Here is a 17,844-nt window from a genome sequence, read left to right as displayed (position 1 = left end):
AACATTTATGCGACTGCGTCGCATTCTTCTGCAAACTTAGAGTGATATCCGTGTTTTTTGATAAAGCAACCCGAACGGCATCTATGTGGCTCTGCGATCTGTGGGCGAATTCTCTCATTTGCTTTTTCAAGCGCATAGGGCGCTTAGTTGTCTCCCACAGATCTCTCAGATTTGCACAGATGCATTTCACGTCCAGTCTGCGATAGATCCGTGCTCATCCGTTGCGCCGGGGCGCATCAAAGACCAAGCAGTAGGACGCGGAGCAAGAGTAAAGGATCCGTGAAAAGACCGATCCGTGCGCATCGTGAAATCCGTGTTTTTGATAAAATCACCCTGCATGGCTTCTGTGTTCTCTGCGGGCGAACAGAGAGACGAGGATCGATGGTGCGCGAAGCACGCAGTAGACCCATTCGGCCATATATTTCAGCGTAGTGCGGCGGTTCTCGTGCCAACGCCCCCGCAGCTCACGCAACATCACGTAGTTGGAGAACGCATAGTCAAAGCATTTCTGTCGGTCAAAGCGTTGTGCGGAGAGGCGCGACGCCCCTGCCGTGTGGTAAATGCGCAACGGCTGGTAGAGATACCGCGTGTTCCACCTGCGGGCCAATCGGTTCCAATAAACGCTCTCGCGCACGTTCACCACTTGGTCGGCCAGCCACGTGCCACGGTCGTCGAACAAGGCGGCGTCGGCCACCGTTGCCGTCCTTCGCGATATGATGTACTCGGCGGCGCAACCTCGCGTCCACTCCATCGTGATATAGTCGGAGTCCTCGCAACCCGACTGGGCGGCCACGCGGCCCACCACTCGCCCCTCGTCGTCGACCGACAGGGCGTTGATCATGCCGATGTCGGCACGCCCTTGGCGCTCCACCGCTTGCCACGCCTCCTTGAACACCGCCACGCAATGCGGCACCAACTCGTCGTCGTCATCAATGTCGATCATCAGGGGCGTTCGCACATGGCGGAATCCCTCACGCATGGCACGCGTCTTGCCCCCATGCGCCAGCTCCACATAGCAGATGTCGAAGTCCGCCAGCCCTCGCCATTGGTCCACAGCCTGTCGGGTAGCGTCGTTCGTCTCATCCGACACGATGAGCCACACAAAATCCTTGCACGTCTGCCTACATAGCGACGCAAAGAGCCTTCCCAGTTCAGCCGTTCGCTGATAGGTAATGGTGAAAACGGTAAAGGCGGGAAGGGCGCGGTCGTCGGCCATCAATGACTGCTACGTAGCAAGTTTTGGTACACCCACGTTCTCAGTCGGGTGGGAAACGCCACTTGCGCAAACCGCAAGCCATAGTTGATGAGCAAGTAGGGCAAGGAAATCAGGTGCTCGTCGTACATATAGCGAAACACCTTCATGTGCTCACGGAAATAGGTCAGTCCGCCACGTCGTGCAAACTGGTCGGCTCCCGACCGCACATTCACCACCACATCCTCAATGTTGCGTATCTTCACGTGGTTCTTCATCAGTCGCGCCCAGAGGTAGAAGTCCTCCTGCCGGAACCGACCGCTATAGTTGCCCGCCGCCATGAGGTCGGCCTTTCGCAAGATCACCGTCACGTGGTTCACGCCACATCGCGTACGCATCATCTTGTAGATGCCGGCGTTGTCGAGCGGCAACATACGGCGGTCCACGATGTTTGTCGGGTCGCCTACAAACTCGGTGATCATGCCGCCCACCATTCCCACCTCGGGATCGTCGGCAAACACGCGCATCTGCTTCTCGAAGCGGTCGGGCATGCAAATGTCGTCCGAGTCCATGCGTGCGATATAGTCGTACTGGCAGTTCTCGCATGCGATGCGCAGCGCCTCACCCAACCCACGGTTCACCTCCTGTGGCAGGAACCGCAACGAAGGGTATGTGCTTTCCAGCTCGCACACCACCGCCAGCAACACCTCGGGCAACGGACCGTCGCCCACCATCACCACCTCCGCCGGCGGCAACGTCTGTTCATACGTACTACGAATGGCGGTCCTTAAATATCCCGGGTCGTCATTCTTATAGATCGACATGGCCACGCTAAACCGCAGGCCCTTATTCATATTATTATCTTTCCCTAACATCCAAATTATTGTTTACACTAAAATTGGCATTCTTTCGGCAATGGGTATCTATTATTAATGTACTTGCCAGGCCAAACTTTAGCATTAATTTCACGAGCAGGATTGCCTACAACGACGGCACCGGCTTTTACATCCTTCGTAACGATAGAGCCTGCACCAATCGTCGCATTACTTCCAATATGAACATTTTCGATTATTGAGACCGATGGGCCAATATACACATTATCCCCTATCACAGCAGCTCGTATTTCGTTTGACCCAATAGTCGAAAAATGACTTAAGTTTACATTATTCCCAATAACCGCTGTATGATTAATAATTACTCCATGGGGATGAGAAATCGTTAAACCATATCCTATTTTTGTAGAGGACGCTATCATAAGGCCGTATTTATACATCAATTGGCGATGCCGAAACTTTGCATACAACCACAATAACCCTTTTACTTGAGACAAGCGATGCCAGAAAAGAAACATAAACGTCGGATCTTCCAATGCAAGAGAGTACATTTGGAAGAGATTGCCTTCCTTACCACGAATTCTATAATAGTCACTTTTAATGAGACGCAAACAGTCGTGATAATCTTCTGGAATTGGTACCACAATTTTAATTGATAGGTCGCGATAATACTTCATGATAATATCGATGTGTTCTTTAACAATTATCGAAGTAAGCGAGATATCGCCTGCAACAATTTTACTGTTCGGGGATAACGAAATCGATGACCATCTACCACGATCAAGCCATCTTTCATGTTCAATGTATGATAACCCAAGCTATAATTAGGATTGTCAGAATGGAAACTTTTAACCGTTTCAAAAGAAAAAAACTGACCATCTTTCGTTACCTTCTGGATATTTATGCCATTACCATAGCACTTGTTACAATCCTGCGCTGGACGATACATATCATCACCAATATAAAATGTGTCACCAGCATTACGAGCAATATTACTGGGAAAAGAAATCTCTGCAACAGGCTTTGGCTGAATCGTCATTGCATTACCATCAAAAGGATAAACCTGCAAAACATTTCCGTTCGGATTGGGGAACTCCGTGCTGAAAATATACTTTTCTCCACTTTTAAACGTAACGATTGTTGCATCAGACAATGGCAAATGTCCAACTTCGCTTACCTTCTCAAGCATAATCGTCTTAGGATTATACTTGTAGAGATTTAGCTCGCCAGAAAGAGCACACTCGGGCATTACAAATGTTTCGTCATCTTTTTGGCAAATCACAGGAAATGAAAGATGATAAGGCATTTCCAAGACTATCTTCATATCTTGAAGCACATAATCTGGACGACTAATCACAAGACGTGCAATTCTTCCCTTGCGAATCTTATAGCAGAATTCCTCTACCAAAACTATTATTTGCTTTTCTGTTACTTCCAACAGGAATGGATCAGCAAACCAACGATCGGTATAATTGTGCTTCAACCAATGGATATGCAATTTATCAGACTTGACAACATCAGCAATATCCTCTGTTATAAACCCAATATTCCACATATCAGAGAGCAAATCCATTTGCCCAATTCTAGTTTTTGTTTTCTGAATGAAACGATTCATGATATTATCCCCTTACTTTTACAGTAATCCGTTGCACCATATCAAATGGCTACTTTTTATATATCTTACTCCTATGCTAATGAGCTTTAAGAGACTTTCAAATAACAAGGGTAAAAGCTATTAGATTATCTATTTACTTTTTCATTTAACAGATCCTTGCACATAAACAAAAAACCAAGCACATAAAAGAGCTTCACCCATAATGGCACCGAAGGCCTTTTGCAATGACACAGCACGGTATAGCGCCAATAATTAGCAGCAGCTTTCATTCGACTAACCCAACTAAAACGTTTATCCCTTACCAATTCTGAATAAAAGAGCATGGTACCCTGAGGTGAATTACGATGATGTCTTCTGATATGACTTGTCAATCCATCCTGAAGGTATTCACAAGTATAAATAGCTTTATTGAAATACCTGAGTTTATACTTTTTCGCCATACGATTCCAGACAACCGCTTCAGTCAAGAACATCTCTCCAGGGAACTCAGGAAAAGGATACAAACTCAGGACCTTGGTTTTCCAAGCCTCGGCCATGTCTCCATAAATTTTGAACGTTTCCCTAAAAGAAACCACATCTGTGTCGATAATATCATAAGGCACCTTGTCGCCTATAATTTTGCCATCAGGATAACATCTTGAAGCGCCAACACCAACAAAACTGTCATCGTCTTTAATTTCCTGATAATGATAATTAATCCAATACAAACTGTCTATTGGCAACCAATCGTCGCTATCCACAATGAAGAACAATTCGCCCTTAGCTAACGCCAATCCCTTATTGATAGCCCTGTGTTTCCCCCCATTCGGAGTTTTAATGTATCTAATGGGTAGACGAGCGTCATTTATCCAGCTTTGAATCAATTCCTCGGTATTATCACTACTGCCATCATCAACAATGAGCCATTCAAAATCGCGGAAAGTCTGCGCCTGCAACGTCTCATACAAATGGGGCAAAGCATACGCTCTGTTATACGTAGGAGTAAAGACAGTTATTCTGCACATAATCTTCTGTATATGTTCGTGTAGCCATGCGTCATTGAAACCATTGAGAAATGGGCATCAATATACTCATGCAATTCTTTTTTATCAATTCTCTTTGAAAGGACAGCATTTACATCTACGTCCTCAATCCTTTTGAACAACAGACCACCTATGGGCTTGGCCACATCTATATGTGAAGGAATGTCTGACAAAACAGGAAACAATCCACAAGCTATCGCCTCGCAAACAGCCATGCTCATGCCCTCGCTTTTCGAGTAACTGACATAATAATCAGCGCATTGGAGGTAGTCTGCCACATTGGAGATGCGCCCTGTGAAGATAATGTTCGGGCAATTCTTCGCGATCTGTCGGCAGCTCTCCAACCGAGAGCCGTCGCCTAAGACGAGCAACCCCACCTGTTTGTTTTGGAACTTTTTGGCAAAGAATTCCACCAATTCCTCACAGCGCTTTTCACGTTCCACTCGTCCCGATGTAACAAACAAGGTCATATCCTCAGGCAACTGCAATCGCTTCCGTTTTGCTGCTCGCTCTGAATCAGCCAACAAGCCAAACTTCTCCGTATCAATGCCGTTGTTCACGTAGTCGACGTTATCCAAGAATTGGCGATACAACTCTGCTCCACTTTCCGAGACCGCCACATTCAAATCAAAGTCTGCCAAAGCATGGAAATACCGATAAAGCATGTATCGTCCCAAGAAAGGACCAAAGGCATTGATGAAATCCTCAGTAGCCCGGTCGTGTAGCGTTGTCATCTTCTTCACACCTACAAGACCTGAACACGCAAGTGCAGGATGGTAACCGTGACAATGAACCACGTCAATTTGATACCGATTCACAATCTGCTGAACCCGCACCCTTACTAATGACGAACGCAACTCGCATGCAAAATAGGAATTGTTGAGACTCAACACTTCAATGCCAAGCGCTCGGAACATTTCAATTCTGCTCTCAGCCGGTTCCTTCCTCAGCGACAACACCGTAAGTTGGATATTCTTTTCGTTCACCAGCCTTTGGCACAGGTTATACACCACCTCCACAAGGCCACCACGACGAAGATGGGAAACTACAATCAGAAGTTTCATGCTCAATTAGTTTTCTTTTTGGAAGATACTATGGTAGGGGACCATACGTCCATAAGCCCCTTCGGAGATACCACTATCATAAACAGCGAGGGAACGGAACATCAGAAATATGAAATATGCGATCATAACTCCCTTGCAATAACGCTGCAATCTAATACTTCTAAACGCATAAATAAAGGCAGGGACCAAGAAAGCGTAAGCGATGGCGTAATAATCGCGCAGGCGTTTCACGATACCCACATCGCTTCCTACTATTAAGAAACCGCAATAAGCCACAAACATAAAAAGGAAGAAGTCGTAGTATGGCACCTTCACTATGGCACGTTTACGAACCCAAACAGCCATTATTAGGAACACAAAGTTCTCTACATAGTTCAACAGGTTCATAGACTGACCTTCAACTTCTTGTGATTCAATTACATATTCTCCTAATCGGTCATTAACAAAATCACTGGCTTTCGATGCACTCGCAAGGAACGTCATGGAATATGCGCCCACTACGATTGCCAACAACAAAAGGAACGCAGCCTTTTTATAAGTAAACGTTACATCCCGAAAGGCAAGAACTGGCAAAAACACAAGGGCACTACCATGCAACGTGTAGGCGAACACCACCATAACGACAAAGGTCACCTTACGTTGCTTGAGCAGCAATTCGCTTAACGCCCACCAACAAATGGCCATGGCCATATATTGTCGGATACCCGACATGGCATAAAGGGTGAAGATCTTTCCCAAAATCATGACCATGCCAAACAGTGGCCAAGGGCCCAGACGGAAAGTTTGCTTAAAAGCGATAACACTAACAAGTGTTAGCAGAAACACAAATGCCTGAAAACTAAAGCCCATTTTATGGAACACTTTCTGCAACCAAAAATAACCGGCGTCGCCACCCACGTCTATGTCTGTGTTGTAACCCATTTCGTAGGTTCCGTAATCGCCATGCCAATATCTAAGTCCCACAACAAGAAGGAATATCAGCAAAACGGAATAGAACATACGCATGTCTTTCTTTTTGCGTTGTCCACTTTCTGCCCAAGCGAACAATCCTGCAAAAGCCGCCAAAATAATATAAACTTCCATGAACGATTATTTGGAAATCAGTTTTCTAAAAGCAAGAAAAGCAGAATACACCTTGGGACCTAACAAGCGCACCACACGTCTAAACGTCCGATAACGTTTCGGCTGCCACGTGCCATCATACCAATGGATGGAACGTGTGTTTTCTGTAATATGAAGCTGATTGATATGCTCCAATGGATTGAAATACTCCTTGGGATAGATGTAAATGCCATCAACAAGCTGAATCTCGGGCGTGTTTTTCAATCCATGACTCACCAAAAGATCGGTGGTATAGGAAACCACCGTCTTATAGATTCCTGCAGCACGGTTTTGGTTTTCCGACTCAAAGCCCATTTGCTCATAACAATCGAGCAATTCTTTAATCAAACCATTGCCGGGATCTACTGCGAGGCCAAGACCAGGGGCCACCCCCAGAGAATTCGGCTCAGCCTCACTGACGCTTTCCGTCTCGCATCCCATAAACGGGCCGCGCGCTACAATGTCATCTATGGGCTTAATGATCTCCACATCTACATCAAAATACAAACCTCCATAGCGGTAAAGCACCCAAAAACGGGCATAGTCGCTCACATAAGCAAACTTCCGTGCTTGATAAGCTTCCGCAGTATAGGGAATGATATTGACATCAAAATTCTGTTCGTTCCACTCCTTTATCTCATAGTCGGGCAGAAACTTTCGCCACGAAGCGATACATTTCTCTGCACTCTTGGGCAACGGTTTTCCGCCAAACCAACAATAATGAATTATCTTAGGTATCATACTCTTTTTATTTTAAAACAACAAGCTCTCTATATACTAATAACGATGCATGCTTATCTTGTTTTTCAACGGTCCTTTAAAACAGTAACCTCTTTAGTCGTTTAATAACTTGTTTCGTTTCAAACAGGAAGAATACCAACTTGACAGATAGTTGATACCAGCCGCAGCAAGCTGCAGCCATACACAACTTTATCACCCCCATTTCTTCCAATGAGTTTACCCGATTTCTAAAAAAAGCAAAGCGCTTTTGAAACGCGGCAGATGAATAATAGTCACGGCCATTCCAAAAAGCACGAGTGAATACGGCATTCTCCTGATAGGTAACAGCCAATTGTTGGGTCGGATTGCCATCCAACAACGTCCGGAACATCTCGAGCACACGCATATCCATTTCGTAAGTACGCTCATCATAGTGACGGGTTAACGACGCACTGTTGTACATGTAATGGTAAAATGCCACAGGTTCGTAAGCAATCTTAATATCGTGCAAGAGAATCGCGGCCATGGTGTATTGGTCTTCGCATCCGTAAATTCCTTTGGGGTAACTGATGCCAAACCGTGTGTACACATCGCGACGGATCAACTTATTTACGGTAAAACCCTGTATGTTGGCAAACAATTCCTTAAGCACATCTTCCGCTTGTAGCGATTGTGGACGCTGACATACATAATGGCGACTGTACTCATCCTCACGGTAGAGGTCGCACATCGTCATGTCGGCCTGTTCACGCTCAGCCGTGGCATAGAGGCAATCCAAACCTTCGGGACTCACCCAATCATCGGGATCTGCGAAAATCGTGTATTTTCCTGTAGCCTTGCTCAAGCCATAATTGCGGGCATCGCTCAAACCACCATTCTCCTTATGATAAATGCTGACCCGAGGGTCTTTGCGCGCATATTCCTGACAGATGCTCCAAGAACCATCCTTGGAGCCATCATCGATGAGCAGCAACTCATAATCGGTGAAGGTCTGGGCTAACAAGGAGTCGATGCAGCGACGCATCAAATGCTCCATGTTGTAAATAGGAACTATGATAGATATTGCTGGCATATTCAAAACTAAGTTATCGATTTTTCGTATCAACAGACTACTTTCTTAAAAGAAAGGCCATCGCGAGCCGCACTCTCTGCATCACGCTCAGGTCTGGCCACACATAACGATAGAAATCCTTAATGCAATGGTTTCCATACCACAAAGCCCGATTCCTTTTCCATTCATCGGACGAAACCAATTTGAAATAGCCGACAAATGAGAAAAACAAGCTGCGCCTTACGCCCAAATGGGCGGCCATAGGCTCGAATGCTGCCTTTAGTCGGGTTAAGGATTGAACCGCATAGTCGACCTTCATTCCATATTTCTGCTCTGAAGTCATAGCGGACAGCCGGACATAATAGGTGCTTTTCGGTAAGAGACTATAGGTTTGACAACGCGAAAGATACTGCCACACAAAGCATGTATCCTCTCCCACCTTCATATCTTCTGGGAAGCGAATATTGCCGATGAGATCGCGCCGAAACAATTTGGCGCAGGGACCTCTAAGAATCGTATCGTTTCCGTAACAAGCAATAACATCACCCAAAGTAGTTCCATGCATCACTTCCGACGAAAATCCGCCAGCCTCACGTGCATCCATCACATTAAAGTAACTACCAAAGACTATGTCAGCTTCCAACTCCTCAGTCGGGAAAAACTCATTACCCAGATAATCGTCAGAATCGACAAATGTCACCCATGTTCCTTTCGCTATCTCCAATCCGCGATTGCGAGCAGAGCTAACGCCCCCATTTTCCTTATGGATGACCGTTACACGATTGTCCTTCCTTGCGTATTCTTCGCAAATCTGAAGCGATCCGTCCTTACTGCCATCGTCCACCAAGATCACTTCAAAATCAGCAAACTGCTGCTTCAGAACAGAATCTACACACTTATTCAGCGTTGCCTCAGCGTTGTAAACAGGTATAATAATAGAATACTTAAGCATGGTTCTAAAACTATTTACTTAAGAATGGAAAACACAGCGGGCTTGCGTTAAAACTTCGCCTATGAAATTCTTGCTCTTTTCTATTTCCTGCCTTCGAATAGCATTTACCTTAACGTAATCTACATCACTATTATCAAAATGTATCGTTTCTTCGTCTATTATGCGGTTTTGTAGGCCCAATGTAGCAAGTAAGGCTTCTATACGCACATTTGTTTTCAATTTTCTAATTACACAATAGAACTCCTTTTCAAAAATGATAGAGAACGCTGTACCATGGAAAGAAGACGTTACTATGACATCAGCATTTTTCATATAAGACACAAACTCCTGTGGACTTGCATATTGTTTATAGTTACTGGAGACCTTAGCATTGGTGTAAGGATTCAATATGATTAAGTCTAATCCTCTATCCATGGCAAGTAACTTGGCTTTTTCCACCACTAATGCTTCATCCACCATGGCATAAACCAGCACATATTTTTTGGAGGGTCTCGAAGAACACACCTTAGCCCAATCATCCTTCCACAACATCAATGTAGGATCTTGCAACACACTAATGTTCTTATCCGTAAACTTTGAAAGCATTGTTTTCAAATGATGCTCTCGCACACTAATAGAATCAAAGTTTTTTAAATACTCTTTGATTTTAGCACCATCGTTTTTCTCAAAAGCATTTTCTCTAAAACTGGCCGCCCATGAAGCCAAAACACCATCATGCTTAAAATCGCCCCAATACATCTTGTCAAAACCATCTGTTTGCTTCGGATTCCACACCTGATCACTACCAACAAGAATTAGGTCATAACCGCTCACGAGATTCTCATCACCATCTATAGGTTCTGACAACTGCAAATACTTCTCTATAAAGTTGGAATAACCGTGCTTTTTAAGATTATTAAAGACAAATACAAGAACTGAAACCACCAATTCCTTAATGTTGAACGAGAATGCCAAACGCTTCTTGTAAACGTTCTCAATATAACGATTTTTATAATTCATTATCGTTACATCATGTCCCAACTGCGTAAAAAACACTTGGGTAGCGTATGCTTGCAACACAGCGCCATAATTCAACGCATTGTGAAATGTAAGTATTCCTATTTTCATCTTCCCAAACATTTATGAATCAAATCTGATACCTTCCACCTGAAAGTATTAACGAAGCCCCATCCCCAATAACGCATTGCAACATACCTAAATGGCAAATGAGAATAATAAAAAAGAAAATTTGGATGGCTCGTATTGGCCTTTACCGGATACATCAAAGCTGGCTGCATGCACTTTTCCTGTTCAACTTGATGAACATTCAAACGATCTTTCAGAGAATTGAAAACTTGTTCACCTTTAGGGGAATTAACAAAAACAAGTGACAAACCTCTTTTATCAACAAGCTCGGGATAATGGTTCTCAACACCCCAAAAATCACCAATTGTAATATCTCCTCTTCGATTTAAGTTAGCATATTGACACTTAGTACATGAAGGACGTAACACCAATCCTGACCAATATATCGTACTCCAAAGATTGGACAGTTTATTGTTGCATGACGAACCGTCCTCAAAACATAGTCTCATCGAATTGTTGCCCCATCCATGTTCCTTACTCCGCATGTTAAAGCCAACAACTTTTTTCCCAACCTTAGAACGAACGAATGACAGATAATCTTTAAAAACCTTTGGAGAAGGAACAGAATGACAGATTAAATCAATTAATATGAGATTAGGATAGTCTCTTTTTAAAAACAAGCGCAAACCGTCCACTTGGCATGGGGTTCCTGTAAACAATACCCATTTATCGCTTTTCAAATCTTCTTTAACCTGCTTAAACACCCCCAAGGTCGTACTTTGAGAGTATTTAGAACCGGAGAGCGCTTTTATTTCAACGTTATCTGAAGCACGCCCATGGGTTACAGCCATATTTTCATCATATAGAGCACCATAAACCACACCGCCATGTTCAATCACATAACGTGAAATCGTAAGGAATATGCCCCCACTTGAAGAATTCAAATGAATCGATTTGTCGTTTGAATGTGCCGCATAGGCCCTTTGGACAAAGCCGCTACTCTCTTGAGCATCGTCATCCATATTTCTAAGTATAGGGCATACGTTTTCGCAAAGATGGCAATCTGTGCATTTATCCAACTGCACATGAGGATAACAAAATCCCAATTCATCTTCTTCAAAAATTATAGCATCATGAGCACATATTGAAACACATGCACTACAACCGCAGCAATCCTCTTTAGTTTGAATTTTTATCATGAAGCATCCTTGTTCTTATAATCGATTTCACATAATTTCGCTCACCTTTGGTTAAAGCCAAGCTATAAGATGCAAACAACGAGACAAAAACTGCTAATATGCATTTTATAAGAACTGCCAATAAACCGTTTTGGGTAAACAACAAGCTCATAAATGGCACTGCCATAATGGAGACCACAGTCATCAGCAACAACCTCAACACAACAACGGACAAATACTTTTTTATATTAAACTCCAAATACTTTTTCAGAAAATGCAATCTAACAGAAAGTTGATAAAGCATTACTATAATTTGAACAACATATGAAACATATGCTGGAAACCCAATCTTGTACAGCAAATACGATACTGGAAGAACCATCATCGAAACAGCACCTATCGTAATCTGATAACTTTTAATTTGTCCTGTTGCCAATAGAGCAGTGACCATTGTGTTCGACAACACAGTCACCAATATGCTTATTATCGTTAAACGCAAAAACAGAACTGTGAATGGTGGAACAGTAACAAGCCATAATTTAAGCAAGTTCTCTGCTTCCAGGAAAACAGGAAAAGCAATTGCAAACAGCAACAAATAAGAAAACTTTGAGCCAACATTAATTAACGAGACCAAGTATTCCTTATCCCCCGAGGCATACGACTTTGTAATTTGAGGATTTATCGCCGTAACGAAATTATTCACAAATTGCGTCAAAATGTTTTCAACTATCGTCGCCACACCTCTCGCTGCGTTAATAACAACGCCAAAAAATAAGTTCATTAATATGTTCACACCCTGGGTCATCAATATATAAGAACCATTTCCAAGAAATGTCCATCCAGCAAACCCGCCCATTTCCTTAACCATTGTTTTCTTGTAAATCCACGAAAAACGACATTCCTCAAATTGTCTGCGACAATATATAAAATAAACAATCTGCACAAGTACCGTAACGGCTAACAATAACGTAGCATACGTCTTTAGCTTATCAAAAGGAGAAATATAAAGAAGATAAACTACTAATAGTTTTAGTATTGAGTCAGAAAGAGTGAGGTACGCAAAAATACCAAAACGTTCATGAGCAACTATCAAAGCACTAAACGGAGTGTTTATAAGTCCAAGTGCGAACGACACTATCGAACATTGCAACACAAAATTAGCAGACACCATGCGCCCAGGTGGAATATTCATCTTGTGATTTAAGAACCACACACCCACAAATTCCATAACCACAACAATTCCTACAGCCATAGCTGTCTGAACAATGATAGAAGTAGAGAAGATTTCTTTTAAACGCCTCATATCTTCTCTTCCTATCTCAAATGTCAAGAATCTGCTAACACTACCCGATAACGATGAACTAATTATTGAAAACATCGCTACCACTCCTCCAACAACATTATACACACCATAATCCTCCACTCCTAGCGTATTCAATATGACGCGGCTTGTATAGAGCCCAATGAGCATCATCACGAACATGCGGATGTACATGATGAACGTGTTTTTTGCGATGCGCTTGGTGTCGTGGGTTGCTGTCAAAACTTATAAATGATTTGGGGTTACTTGATATAATTATCACTCACTCCCACATCCCCATGACCTTTTCGATGATGGGGGCCATGTCGTAGTATTTGTATTCGGCGAGGCGGCCACCGAAGATGACGGAGGGTGAGAGGGTGGCGGCCAAGGCGCGGTAGCGGTCGGCCAGGGCGTTGTTGGCCTCGTCGTTGACGGGATAGTAGGGCTCCATGCCGGGCTGCCACTCGGTGCTGTACTCGCGGCTGATGACGGTGTGGGGGTTGTCGTAGACCTGCTGGCCGAACTGCTCGAAGTGTTTGTGCTCGATGATGCGGGTGTAGGGCACGGCGGCATCGGTGTAGTTTACCACGGCGTTGCCTTGGTAGTTGGGCTGGGGCTTCACCTCGGTCTCGAAGCGCACGGTGCGGAAGTTGAGATGACCGTAACGATACTGGAAGAACTCGTCGAGCTGACCGGTGTAGACGATCTTTGGCGCCATCTGCTCCCAATGGGCGCGGTCGTCGAAGAAGTCGGTGTTGGTGCGGGTGTCGACACCCTCCAGCAGTCCGTCGATGAGGCGGTTGTAGCCTCCCACGGGAATGCCTTGGTAGAGGTCGTTGAAATAGTTGTTGTCGTAGACCAACCGCACAGGCAGTCGCTTGATGATGAAGGCGGGCAGCTCGGTGCACTGGCGCCCCCACTGCTTCTCGGTGTAGCCCTTGATGAGGCGCTCGTAGATGTCGCGGCCGATGAGCGCGAGAGCCTGCTCCTCGAGGTTGCGCGGCTCGGTGGCTCCCTCGGCGCGCATCTTGGCCAGGGCCTCGGCGCGCTGCTCCTCGATCTTGGCGGCGGCCTCCTCGGGGGTTACCACGCCCCACATCTGGTAGAACGTATTCATGTTGAACGGCAGGTTGTAGAGCCGTCCTTGGTAGTTAGCCACGGGCGAGTTGGTGTATCGGTTGAAGGGCACGATGCTGTTGACGAAGTCCCACACGCGCTTGTTGGAGGTGTGGAAGATGTGGGCGCCATACTGGTGGACGTGGATGCCCTCCACATCCTGGCAATAGACGTTGCCGCCGAGGTGCGGTCGCTTGTCGATGACGAGGCAACGGGCGCCTCGCTGATGGGCGAAGTGGGCGAAGGTGGCACCGAAGAGGCCGGAGCCCACGATGAGGTAGTCGTAAGGATACGCCATGGTATGAGGTGTTTAGGTGTTAGGTATGTCGATGAGACTTTGGGTCTCGGGATGGGTGTAGACGTGCTGGTTGACGCGTCGCAGGCGTTCGCCCTCGTCGAGCAGCTGCTGCATGCGCTCGAGGCGGTTAGCGGGCATCTGCCCACTGCGCATGCGCTTGACATTGTATTTCACCCAGTTGCGGAGGTCGTGCTCCTCGGGCTTGTACTTGGACGGGCGCCGCTTGTTCTCCTTGAGGAAGAGCATCACGGCGTCCCACATCTGGTTCCAGCGTTCGTCGCGTGTCATGGGCTATAGGGGTGGTTGGGAATGCGGTGCGGGCTATGGCTCGCTGCGCATCATGAAGTTTTTGGGAACGAAATGGATGGTGACGCCACCGAGCCCTTCGAGCTCCACCACCACTTGCTTGTTGCCGTGGATGCGCTTGACGACGCCCTCGACGCCTTGGAACGGACCCGACACGATCTTGACGCGCCCCTGCTCGTGGCCGTTCATCTCGGCGGGCTCGAGGTAGGTGAACTCATCCTCGGGTCCGGCGGCCACCAGGAGAAAATTGGCCATCTGGCGGTCGGGCACCACGATGACCTCGCCGGAGGCCTGGTCGGGATGGAGCGCACGACGCACCATGTAACGAAGGGGCTCGGCGCCGGTGCGCGTCTGCTTGAGGTGGGTGAGGTGGCGCATGGTGGTGCGCACGAAGATGAGGTTTGACAGGGCGGGCACGCGCTTGCGCACGATGTGGTGGCCCTGCTTGCTGAGTTGCGTTTTCATGGGTAGGAAATTCTCCACTCCCTCATCGTCGAGGAATGCCTTCACGGAGAGTTGGCGGCCATAGGTTACTCGCATGGGGAACCACTGCACTTGATCTTGGTTGAGCATTGCCTTTAGTTGAGAGAATAGCGGGGGGACACCGCACCTCGGAGTGGGCACGGCTGCATGAAAACGGATGTCACGATTAGTGGGTCCATGGAGGCACTGTCCTTCAGAAGCTTCACACAGGTCTAATGTGAACGAAGTAGCGAGAGGGTACAACAAGCCTTACCTACACTGAGATTGCCCTGAAGTCCCCCTAACGATGGCTAAAGGCCGTGGCCTTGTGCATCGTTTCGTTTATGGATAGTGCCAACGAGAGCCATGAGAACTTGTTCTCAGATGGCCGAGTGCAGCCTATCCTATGCAAAGATAGTGCAAGCAAGAGCAGAACATCAAGTTTACTTGAATGTTATGCCGAGCGTAGCCTATCTTATGCAAGGATAGTGCCAACGAGAGCCATGAGAACTTGTTCTCTAATGGCCGAGTGCAGCCTATCCTATGCAAAGATATAAGATTTTTTTAATAAAACGCTGAATCCTCTTAATTATTTTTGACTTTCCATAAAAATAACAGGGGTGTAACGGATATTGCAAAGGAGAATATTAATAATGTGGGATGTTGATTGTTAAGTGTTTCCTTCGGATGCGGAATGGGGAATGGCCATGCGGGATGATTGGGGTCTCCCACAGATCCCACGGAGCAACACAGATGCCATGCGGCGCGCTTTTATCAAAAAACACGGATTTCGATGATGCGCACGGATCGGTCTTTTCACGGATTCTTTACTCTTGCTCCGCGTCCTACTGCTTGGTTTTTGATGCGCCGCCGGCGCGACGGATGAGCACGGATTCTTTCGCAGACTGGACGTGAAATGCATCTGTGCAAATCTGAGAGATCTGTGGGAGACAACTAAGCGCCCAATGCGCTTGAAAAAGCAAATGGGAGAATTCGCCCACAGATCGCACGGAGCAACACAGATGCCATGCGGCGCGCGTGGGGGCGTAAGCACATGTTTTATGTGCGTAATGAAGGAATTTACATCCTTTCTTTGGTGGATTTAAGAAAAAAGCGTAACTTGCACCTCAGATAAGTACGACCAACGTTTAACAATCAAAATATGGCAATAATAACATTAGACAATAGCACTTATAACGATGCGGCCTTGTATGCGAAGTTGCATAACGTTAGCATTGCTGACGCTTTGAAGGCTGGTATGAAATTGTTGTTGGAAAACATTAAGGTTCAGGAAGCAACAGACTCCAATGAGCAATATTATATCTCTCCAACGATAAAAGCATTGGAGACGGGGTTTAAATGCCCTGACAACCTGTCGGAAGATTACAAGCAGGAATGGTCGGATACCTTAACGGAGAAGCATCTATGAAACTCTTTCTCGACACCAATGTTCTTATAGACTTCTTATTAGAAAGACCACCTTTCTACCCTGCGGCCGCAATGATTATGTCGTATGCGTTCGAAGGCAAGGTGGGCATTTGTGTATCTTCAATGTCGGTCGTCACCACTCATTATATTTGTGTTGATCGTTGCAAAATGCCTATTGAGGCTTTTAGGCGTAAGATGGATTTCCTCAGAGGCTTCATGGAGGTGTGCGCAGTAGAATCAACCGACGTATTCAAGTCTTATGACGCAAACTGGAAAGACTTTGAAGACGGGGTGCAATATCATGTGGCAATAAGAAATAGCGCCGATTATCTTGTAACAAGAAACACGAAAGACTTTGAGGAAAACGAAATAGAGGTGATTTCCTTAGATTGGGCATGTAAGCTTCTGCAAAAAGGCGAGTAGTTTTATAATGCGGAATGGGTCCTTCGAATGTTGAGTGAGGAATGGCCATGCGGGATGCTTGGGAGCTCCCACAGAGGGCACAGAGCAACACAGATGCCATGCGGGGTGATATTTTAAGGAACACGAGACTCGGCGTAGCCCCACCGACCAACGGGAGGTAATGGCAATTGGGTGAAAAACACCGTCGGTGTTTTGAATAATAAGAACACGAATCTCACGAATCTATCGAATAACAACTGAGAGAAAAACACCGTCGGTGTTTAAATCTCACGAATGACGTGCGAAGCACACTGACCAAAGTGAGGTAATTTCACCGATGCGCACGGATCGGTCTTTTCACGGATTCTTTACTCTTGCTCCGCGTCCTACTGCTTGGTTTTTGATGCGCCGCCGGCGCAACGGATCGAATTTTATCGCATGCGGAGAGTTGTATGCATGGGAGAATGCCACATGACGGGGCCTGCTTGGTATGCGAAAAATCTGTGGAAATCCGCGAGATCTGTGGGCAACAACTAAGCGCGCAATGCGCTAAAGAACAGTCTGGATGTTTTTATTCTCCCACGGATCTCTCAGATAAGCACAGATGCCATGCGGACTGCTTGTCAATAACACAGATCGCGCCGTCGGCGCGGCAGATCGACACGGATTTTTCGCAGGCGGAGAGCTTTCTATGTTAAAATCCAAATATTTTGACCATTATTTTTAATTTATGCTG

Annotated in this window: 18 protein-coding genes; 2 read left to right on the top strand and 16 right to left on the bottom strand. The window is 45.9% G+C overall.

Annotated elements, in window-relative coordinates; all coding sequences use genetic code 11:
- Window positions 1-328 precede the first annotated feature (328 nt).
- From WKK33_RS09915 to WKK33_RS09840, 16 genes are all read right to left on the bottom strand, one after another.
- Window positions 329-1,216, bottom strand: a complete 888-nt coding sequence (locus WKK33_RS09915) for a glycosyltransferase (protein WP_337933656.1) — start codon at window positions 1,214-1,216, stop codon at window positions 329-331.
- Window positions 1,216-2,046: a glycosyltransferase gene (locus tag WKK33_RS09910; protein WP_337569761.1), complete on the bottom strand. Its 831-nt coding sequence runs from the start codon at window positions 2,044-2,046 to the stop codon at window positions 1,216-1,218. Before WKK33_RS09910 ends, WKK33_RS09915 begins: the two co-directional genes overlap by 1 nt.
- 38 nt (window positions 2,047-2,084) lie before the next feature.
- Complete coding sequence (locus WKK33_RS09905; RefSeq protein WP_337569760.1) at window positions 2,085-2,702, bottom strand: serine acetyltransferase; 618 nt, start codon at window positions 2,700-2,702, stop codon at window positions 2,085-2,087.
- Window positions 2,703-2,728: 26 nt separating this feature from the next.
- Window positions 2,729-3,640 (bottom strand): hypothetical protein, encoded by a 912-nt coding sequence (locus WKK33_RS09900; RefSeq protein ID WP_337569758.1) that lies wholly within the window; start codon window positions 3,638-3,640, stop codon window positions 2,729-2,731.
- A 125-nt stretch (window positions 3,641-3,765) separates the two neighbouring features.
- On the bottom strand, window positions 3,766-4,644 hold the full coding sequence (locus tag WKK33_RS09895) for a glycosyltransferase family A protein (protein WP_337569757.1): 879 nt from the start codon (window positions 4,642-4,644) through the stop codon (window positions 3,766-3,768).
- Complete coding sequence (locus WKK33_RS09890) at window positions 4,632-5,726, bottom strand: glycosyltransferase family 4 protein (RefSeq protein WP_337569756.1); 1,095 nt, start codon at window positions 5,724-5,726, stop codon at window positions 4,632-4,634. The genes WKK33_RS09895 and WKK33_RS09890 overlap by 13 nt, the downstream gene beginning before the upstream one ends.
- 6 nt (window positions 5,727-5,732) lie before the next feature.
- Window positions 5,733-6,809: an EpsG family protein gene (locus WKK33_RS09885; protein WP_337569755.1), complete on the bottom strand. Its 1,077-nt coding sequence runs from the start codon at window positions 6,807-6,809 to the stop codon at window positions 5,733-5,735.
- 6 nt (window positions 6,810-6,815) lie between these two features.
- Window positions 6,816-7,568 carry a glycosyltransferase gene (locus WKK33_RS09880; RefSeq protein WP_337569754.1) on the bottom strand — a complete coding sequence of 251 codons (753 nt, stop codon included), beginning with the start codon at window positions 7,566-7,568 and terminating at the stop codon, window positions 6,816-6,818.
- 76 nt (window positions 7,569-7,644) lie between these two features.
- Window positions 7,645-8,619 (bottom strand): glycosyltransferase family 2 protein, encoded by a 975-nt coding sequence (locus WKK33_RS09875; protein ID WP_337569753.1) that lies wholly within the window; start codon window positions 8,617-8,619, stop codon window positions 7,645-7,647.
- 37 nt (window positions 8,620-8,656) lie between these two features.
- Window positions 8,657-9,550, bottom strand: coding sequence for a glycosyltransferase family 2 protein (locus tag WKK33_RS09870; protein ID WP_337569752.1), 894 nt, complete (start codon window positions 9,548-9,550; stop codon window positions 8,657-8,659).
- An 18-nt stretch (window positions 9,551-9,568) separates the two neighbouring features.
- On the bottom strand, window positions 9,569-10,657 hold the full coding sequence (locus tag WKK33_RS09865; protein WP_337933652.1) for a polysaccharide pyruvyl transferase family protein: 1,089 nt from the start codon (window positions 10,655-10,657) through the stop codon (window positions 9,569-9,571).
- On the bottom strand, window positions 10,654-11,814 hold the full coding sequence (locus WKK33_RS09860) for a Coenzyme F420 hydrogenase/dehydrogenase, beta subunit C-terminal domain (RefSeq protein ID WP_337569750.1): 1,161 nt from the start codon (window positions 11,812-11,814) through the stop codon (window positions 10,654-10,656). Before WKK33_RS09860 ends, WKK33_RS09865 begins: the two co-directional genes overlap by 4 nt.
- Complete coding sequence (locus WKK33_RS09855; protein WP_337569748.1) at window positions 11,795-13,288, bottom strand: lipopolysaccharide biosynthesis protein; 1,494 nt, start codon at window positions 13,286-13,288, stop codon at window positions 11,795-11,797. The genes WKK33_RS09860 and WKK33_RS09855 overlap by 20 nt, the downstream gene beginning before the upstream one ends.
- A gap of 88 nt (window positions 13,289-13,376) precedes the next feature.
- A complete protein-coding gene (glf, locus tag WKK33_RS09850) occupies window positions 13,377-14,510 on the bottom strand; it encodes a UDP-galactopyranose mutase (RefSeq protein WP_337569747.1) in 1,134 nt (377 codons plus the stop codon).
- Window positions 14,511-14,522: 12 nt separating this feature from the next.
- Window positions 14,523-14,798 (bottom strand): hypothetical protein, encoded by a 276-nt coding sequence (locus WKK33_RS09845; protein WP_337569746.1) that lies wholly within the window; start codon window positions 14,796-14,798, stop codon window positions 14,523-14,525.
- 33 nt (window positions 14,799-14,831) lie between these two features.
- A complete protein-coding gene (locus WKK33_RS09840; RefSeq protein ID WP_337933650.1) occupies window positions 14,832-15,389 on the bottom strand; it encodes a UpxY family transcription antiterminator in 558 nt (185 codons plus the stop codon).
- 1,051 nt (window positions 15,390-16,440) lie between these two features.
- On the opposite strand from WKK33_RS09840, the gene WKK33_RS09835 reads away from it, so the two are divergent.
- Window positions 16,441-16,707 (top strand): toxin-antitoxin system protein, encoded by a 267-nt coding sequence (locus WKK33_RS09835; RefSeq protein WP_337469421.1) that lies wholly within the window; start codon window positions 16,441-16,443, stop codon window positions 16,705-16,707.
- The gene (locus tag WKK33_RS09830; protein WP_337933649.1) at window positions 16,704-17,129 is read left to right on the top strand and encodes a PIN domain-containing protein; all 426 of its coding nucleotides are present in this window, start codon (window positions 16,704-16,706) and stop codon (window positions 17,127-17,129) included. Before WKK33_RS09835 ends, WKK33_RS09830 begins: the two co-directional genes overlap by 4 nt.
- Window positions 17,130-17,844: the final 715 nt, after the last annotated feature.

Origin of the sequence: Hallella sp. (assembly GCF_037460745.1) — a bacterium.
Lineage (GTDB): Bacteria > Bacteroidota > Bacteroidia > Bacteroidales > Bacteroidaceae > Prevotella > Prevotella faecis.
Note: the sequence above shows the minus strand (reverse complement) of the source record. Positions and strands in the feature narration are given on the sequence as shown.